Source organism: Microcoleus sp. Pol12B4, assembly GCF_036701385.1.
GTDB lineage: Bacteria > Cyanobacteriota > Cyanobacteriia > Cyanobacteriales > Microcoleaceae > Microcoleus.
In genome coordinates, this window is record NZ_JAUBQR010000302.1 from 1 (window position 1) to 6,404 (window position 6,404).

At 43.9% G+C, this 6,404-nt stretch carries 8 protein-coding genes; 4 read left to right on the forward strand and 4 right to left on the reverse strand.

What is annotated here, in order from left to right; all coding sequences use genetic code 11:
• Positions 1 to 128: helix-turn-helix transcriptional regulator (locus QUA38_RS26705; RefSeq protein WP_333167244.1), on the reverse strand; the 128-nt coding region annotated here is incomplete at its 3' end.
• Positions 129 to 294: 166 nt separating this feature from the next.
• On the opposite strand from QUA38_RS26705, the gene QUA38_RS26710 reads away from it, so the two are divergent.
• The gene (locus QUA38_RS26710; protein WP_333167231.1) at positions 295 to 765 is read left to right on the forward strand and encodes a hypothetical protein; all 471 of its coding nucleotides are present in this window, start codon (positions 295 to 297) and stop codon (positions 763 to 765) included.
• A 104-nt stretch (positions 766 to 869) separates the two neighbouring features.
• On the opposite strand, the gene QUA38_RS26715 is transcribed toward QUA38_RS26710, so the two are convergent.
• From QUA38_RS26715 to QUA38_RS26725, 3 genes are all read right to left on the reverse strand, one after another.
• Complete coding sequence (locus tag QUA38_RS26715; RefSeq protein WP_333167233.1) at positions 870 to 2,258, reverse strand: UDP-glucose/GDP-mannose dehydrogenase family protein; 1,389 nt, start codon at positions 2,256 to 2,258, stop codon at positions 870 to 872.
• Positions 2,259 to 2,378: 120 nt separating this feature from the next.
• Entirely contained in the window at positions 2,379 to 3,317 is a 939-nt protein-coding gene (locus tag QUA38_RS26720) for a UDP-glucuronic acid decarboxylase family protein (RefSeq protein ID WP_333167235.1), read from the reverse strand.
• A gap of 885 nt (positions 3,318 to 4,202) precedes the next feature.
• Complete coding sequence (locus tag QUA38_RS26725) at positions 4,203 to 4,589, reverse strand: helix-turn-helix domain-containing protein (RefSeq protein WP_333167237.1); 387 nt, start codon at positions 4,587 to 4,589, stop codon at positions 4,203 to 4,205.
• A 305-nt stretch (positions 4,590 to 4,894) separates the two neighbouring features.
• On the opposite strand from QUA38_RS26725, the gene QUA38_RS26730 reads away from it, so the two are divergent.
• The 3 genes from QUA38_RS26730 to QUA38_RS26740 all read left to right on the forward strand — a co-directional run bounded on the left by QUA38_RS26730 (position 4,895) and on the right by QUA38_RS26740 (position 6,285).
• Positions 4,895 to 5,203 (forward strand): hypothetical protein, encoded by a 309-nt coding sequence (locus QUA38_RS26730; RefSeq protein WP_333167239.1) that lies wholly within the window; start codon positions 4,895 to 4,897, stop codon positions 5,201 to 5,203.
• Between the two features lie 123 nt (positions 5,204 to 5,326).
• On the forward strand, positions 5,327 to 5,869 hold the full coding sequence (locus QUA38_RS26735; protein WP_333167241.1) for a hypothetical protein: 543 nt from the start codon (positions 5,327 to 5,329) through the stop codon (positions 5,867 to 5,869).
• A gap of 11 nt (positions 5,870 to 5,880) precedes the next feature.
• Positions 5,881 to 6,285, forward strand: a complete 405-nt coding sequence (locus tag QUA38_RS26740) for a hypothetical protein (protein ID WP_333167243.1) — start codon at positions 5,881 to 5,883, stop codon at positions 6,283 to 6,285.
• Positions 6,286 to 6,404 lie beyond the last annotated feature (119 nt).

A 6,404-nucleotide genomic window follows, 5' to 3' on the forward strand; every position in this document is an offset into this window, starting at 1 on the left:
CCCTGAGAACGGGCATAATTGCTAATCGTACTGTAGCCCACGCCCGATCGCTCCGCAACCTCTTTGAGCGTCCATCCCTTCTCGGCAGCTAACTCTCGAACCCGCAATCTGACTAAGCCTTTGCTCATATTCACTATTTACAAAATTTTGGATTTAGTATAATATATCAAAAAGCGATCGCCCCCGGTCTGCAAACTAAAGACGATCGCCAGTTAAAATTAGTCCCGACAGATAATTTCTGTCGATCGCACTTAGCAGAGATAGATTTAGCTACCACCACCAGATGCAACTACAATGATATCAGAAAATCAGCTAAGATCGTCAGCGATCGGCGCATCAAAAATTATTCACAAATCGTCGATCGTCAATCCGCGATCGAGATTTGTCACCGAAGAAACAGTGGCACTCCTGTTCAACATATCACCCGAACAGATCTACCGGATAGAATGCTGCCACAACGTAGTGTACCTTCATGCCAAAGGCCTGAGTCGATTTGTCAGCTACGCCGATTTTCCGCCAATTCTAGAAGTAAAACCGCCCTGCGCTCCAGATTTTGTCGCATGGTACAAACGCTGGAAACGGACACAAGCACCAGAATTTTGGACTAAATTCTATACGTATAACTTCAAAACTGCTGTTTCAGTTGACAGCTTGCTTGAGTGGGGCAAATTAGTAGCTACAGTTAAATCGGTAATTTCTGCCTCAGCGCTGCAACAGCTACGAGATGTTTACGCTCAAGAAAAAACATTGATGGAGAATTTTTAAAGCAGTCGAGGCGAGTAAACCCGCTATTGTTGGCCACCAGCAAGATAAATGTAAGGTGCGCAATGCGCACCCTACGAAATAGAGATTCTACTTAAAACTCTTCTTTACCTTCCAATCCCCACATATTGGAAACCAGCCGCTTCTAAAGCCTTTTTGTCTAAGAAATTGCGGCCATCTATCATCACCGGATGATTCATCAACTTCGCCATTTTCTCGTAATCTAAATTACGAAACTGTTCCCAGTCAGTCACCAACACCAAAGCATCGCAACCGTCGGCCAGTCTTTCCGGGTCAGTTTCTACCAAAACTCCCGACAAACCGTGACGCATCCCTGTTTGAGAAACAATCGGATCGTAAGCTTTAACTTTCGCTCCCAACCGATTCAAATTATCGATTAAATTCAGCGCTGGAGCATCCCGCAAATCGTCCGTATCCGGCTTGAAAGTCAAACCCAAAAGTCCGACTGTTTTACCTTTGAGAATCTTCAAAACTTGTTGCAACTTTTCAATAGCAATCAAACGCTGGCGTTCGTTAACTTCCACCGCCGCTTTCAGCAAATGCGCCTCGTAGCCGTAATCCTCAGCAGTGTGAACTAAAGCTGAGACATCTTTCGGGAAACAAGAACCGCCCCAACCAATACCAGCTTGCAGAAACTTGCCACCAATCCGCGAATCTAAACCGATACCTCTCGCTATTTGAGTAATATCTGCACCGACGCGATCGCAAATATTAGCAACTTCATTAATAAAGCTAATCTTCGTAGCCAAAAAAGCATTAGCTGCGTACTTAATCATCTCCGCTGAACTGATATCAGTCATCACCACAGGAACCTCCGGCAAAGACGGATTTTCTGCAAACTTGCGATCGACAATCGGCCGGTATAACTGTAGCATCATATCCATAGCCCGCCGAGAGTTGCTGCCGAGAACAATGCGATCGGGATTAAAAGTATCGAAAACAGCACAGCCCTCCCGCAAAAACTCCGGGTTGCTAACTACATCAAATACCACACCTTTTTTTGCTGCTACTTCCTCACCCGTAGCCGCATCATTGGTTTGAGCTTTTTGACGTTCCGCCAAACCGTCGAGGACAATCCTCCGCACCCAGTCCCCAGAACCGATTGGCACCGTAGATTTATTGACAATTACTTTATAATCGCCGTCGAGGTGAGCTCCAATTCCACGAGCAACCGCTTCCACGTAGCGAGTATCGCTTTCCCCAGTAGGCAAAGGAGGCGTCCCCACGGCAATAAACAAAATGTCTCCGTGAGCCACTCCTGCTGCTAAGTCCGAAGTAAATTCTAGATTGCCCGACGCAGATGCAGAGGACATTAATTCAGACAGTCCGGGTTCAAAAATAGGCGACTGTCCAGACTTCATTAATTTAACTTTTTCTTCGTTGTTGTCTACGCAAATCACGTGGTGGCCGATGTGGGCCAAACAAGTCCCGGTGACTAAGCCAACATATCCTGTACCGATAACGCAAACATGCATACAAATGTCCTCAAAGTTAGTAAAAAAATCAGATGGCAATCGAGAATTGGGAATTGGGAATTGGGAATAAGGAAGATTTTTTCCCTGCCCTACTCTCCCAGTCTCCCCTTCTCCCAGTCTCTAATTTTGGTTTCCCTCGATGCGATCGCGAAAATCCTTTATAGTCAACTCTAAACCTTTATCCAGCGGCACAGTTGGCTCCCACCCCAACCAAGTCTTAGCACGAGTAATATCCGGTTGTCGCTGTTTTGGATCGTCTTCCGGCAGCGGTTTAAAGATAATTTCTGCCCCTGGATTAATCATATTTTGAATTTTTTCTGCCAGTTCCAAAATAGTGTATTCGCCGGGATTCCCCAAATTCATCGGCCCGATTTGGTCGCTATTCATCAAACGAATAAATCCTTCCACCAAATCAGAAACGTAGCAAAAACTCCGTGTTTGGGAACCGTCGCCGTATACTGTCAGCGGTTGATTCCGCAAAGCTTGAGCAATAAAGTTGCTCACTACTCTGCCGTCATTTTCCAACATCCGAGGACCGTAGGTATTGAAGATTCGCACAACTCGAATGTCTACCCCATTTTGACGGTGGTAATCAAAAGATAAGGTTTCAGCTACTCGTTTGCCTTCGTCATAACAACTGCGAATTCCTATACAATTAACGTTGCCGCGATAATCTTCTGTTTGCGGATGGACATCAGGATCTCCGTACACTTCGGAAGTCGAAGCGAGAAAGAATCTTGCTTTTACCCGTTTTGCCAATCCCAACATATTCATCGTGCCGATGACATTTGTTTTAATGGTCTTGACAGGGTTGTATTGATAGTGTATGGGGGAAGCAGGACAGGCCAGATGGTAAATCTGATCTACCTCTAACCGAATCGGTTCCGTGATGTCGTGGCGGATCAACTCAAAATACGGGTTGTCCAGCCATTTAAGGATATTGCGTTTAGTCCCGGTGTAAAAATTATCCAGGCAGACTACCTCATGTCCTTGGGCCATTAAGCGATCGATTAGGTGGGAACCGAGGAAACCCGCACCGCCTGTGACTAAAATTCTCATTGTGGAAACTGCCGTTCTGTTTAGGGGTAGGACTGGAGTACAAAAATTCAGTCGCTTGAATGAAACTTTCTAATAGAATAACAAAATTGCGATCGCCAATGTAAAGACTTATGCGTCACTTTTATAAAATCTTTAATTAACTTAGCATTGTCAAATACTTGGAACAAAGTGCTATAATTCGCAAATGTTGGTAGCAATTTTTATTGAATCTTTAATATTTCCGAAAAAACACTCTTGACATTAGTTATGTTATTTGTTATTGGTTATTGGTTATTTGATGACTTCGGTCTGAGGTTGGGCGGTGCCCTAGGGAATAGCTGCGCTTCACTGGCTTATTTGAAAAAACCAGGGTCGATTTATCTGAAAAGCAATATGAGAGAAATTATGTCGATTCCGAGAAGAGAATGTCTGCCACTTTCAACCCTGGGTTGCACCCGTTCAATTGGAATTTCTGGAGATTGCAGCCAGAACTAAATCAGGTTGATTGTCTAGCCTTTAGTTTTACAGTTTTTCAAGAATCGAGCTAAGTTACGATCGGCTAAAGTTGTCTCGAAGGCGGAATCAGTGCCAGAGTATGATAAAGTTCGCCGTCTTTGTATCATTAAGCATCCTCCGAGGATGGCGACTGACTCTGGAGTGAATTAGGACATTCAGGCCGCGTTCGCATCTGCGTTGACATCTTCAAAATTTTCTAAAAAATAGGGTAATAATCTCAGGGAAACTGTAGTTTTACCTGAACCTTTAGGACCGCCAATAATGTAAATATTTGGCATAAGAGATAAGATAAACATTATTGCTGAGGTTGTTGCTTGAGTCCGTAAGGGCCATCGCCATTCCTGATTTTAGTCGCTTCACCCTACCAATCTGTTGAATTGTGGCAAAATTTTAGTTACCGTTGTTATCGTTGATGTCTAGATTTTGTATGGAGAGTTCTGAAGGTAGCGGTACAGTTATTTGTAGGTATACACCAATTTTTATTTGATTATTCTCAAAAGTTATATTAGTTACATTGACTTTACTATTTTCCGATAAACCGTCTTGAATAGGCAATTTAGCAGATGGCTTAGTTTTATATCCAGCATCCTCAAGCCATTCAGCAATATTTCTCCAATTTTCTATTTTTTCAACGCCTTTACCCACCAGACTTTTGACGTACTTATATAAAGTAGCGCATAGGTCAGTTTCAACTCCCTTGGGGTTCTTTTGGCGTTTTTCCGCTATTTCTCCGGGACTATGACCGCACAGAAGCCCTCGCAGGTGAAGCTTTTCCATTGGGTTGAGGCGTTTTCCCTTGGCTGAGGCCAGGTCTGCGTAGAGGTTTTCTAAGTCCCAGTGGTTTGCGGCTTCGCTAAATTACTCGTCGGCTGGCGGCATAGCGGAGTGGGGTAAAAATTCCTGATATAAGTCTAACATAATTACTGATGAGTGTAAGATAAAAGGTATGGTTACTTATATTATTATAAGTAGAATATCCCGATCTACGTGCAATGAGTCAAAATGACGAGAGAGCTAGCTTGAAGTAGCTAATAACTAGACTCATTGAGCATTGCTGAATCATTAGTTTTGAGGAAAATTTGATGATTTTTATAATCCCGATTATTTTGGGTGCTGCTGCTATAGCTGCTTCCGCTCTTGGCATTGGAGCTGGTATTGCAGGTGTTTCCGACATGAACGATGCAAAGAACATGGGCAAGAGCGCTCAAGAACAGCATGAACGTGCTTGCAATCGTTTGAAAAACGAATGGGAATGCACTCAAAATCTTGCAGAAGAGTACGGTCAACTGCAACTAAATATCAAAATTCGTACAATTGGGCGATTTGTCAAATTTATTGAGCGTATTGGTCAGCGTGGTTCTCTAAGCGACAAGCAGTTTTTGGAGGGATGAGAAGGCATTTCTATTCAGCAGATTAATGAGTACAAAGCTGCGGCTTTAGAAGCAGAACAATTTGTCAAAGGTGGTTTTAAAGCTGCTGGGGCAGCAGTAGCGGCAGGTCAAGGTGCAGTTGGCTTGATCGGACTGTTTGGGACAGCAAGTACCGGCACTGCGATCGCTGGGCTCAGCGGTGCAGCAGCTTGGAATGCGACTCTTGCATGGCTGGGAGGTGGTTCTCTGGCTGCTGGTGGCGGTGGCATGGCAGTTGGTACAGTTGTACTTGGAGGTATTATGGTTGGTCCAGCCTTGGCAATTGGTGGCTTCATGCTTGCTGGTGAAGGTGAGAAAGCTTTGACAAAAGCACGAGAATATGAAGCCAAGGTCTATACAGAAATCGCTAAAATTGATGCTGCTAAAGACTTTTTGGAAAGAGTCCAGCGACGGATTGATGAACTTAACTATGTGGTGAATAACTTGAACTCTCGTGCTGTTCTCGGACTTAACGAACTTGAATCCCAGGCATTCGAGCGAAATCAAAATGCAGATGTGCGTAAGTTGCAACAGGTAGCGCTTCTGGTAAAATCGCTTGCAGAAATTATGAAGACCCCTGTCTTAGATAGCGAAGGAAACCTCAACCCTGCGACTGCTAAAATCCAAGCTAAATACGGTACTATTTGAGGCAAGTTGACATGATAGCAAAAGAAGTTTCGCGAGGCATCTCAAAAATCACCAGTCCTGCTGAATGCTTACAGGAAATTGTCTCAGCTTACACTGAGTACAAGATGGTGGCAGAGCAGGAGCAGACTAAACGGCGTGAAATTGATGCATGGGAAAAAACAACCATCGCTCAGATTAAAGCCCAGAGCGATTGGATGATGGAGTACCTCGATCGCTCATTTGATGAGCGTGCAGAAAATTTTCGCGATCTTTTTAGCGTAGTGGATTCGGCAATAGCTAGTGGCAATAATGAACAGTTAGCATTAGCTTTACATTCAATTACAGAAATAGCTAAGTCGAGTCCTTTGCAAGACCTTGCAAACTTAGCATCAGTAAAAGCTGCACTTAATGATCCAGACCATGAATGGGTGTTTTGATTCACCTTTATGAGTGTGGGTTGCCCCTTCACCTATCCCCTTAAATTGAAAAGCGATCGCCCTTAATCTCCAAAAGTGCGATCGCCCTCGATAATTTGACAGTTAACTTATCAAAAACC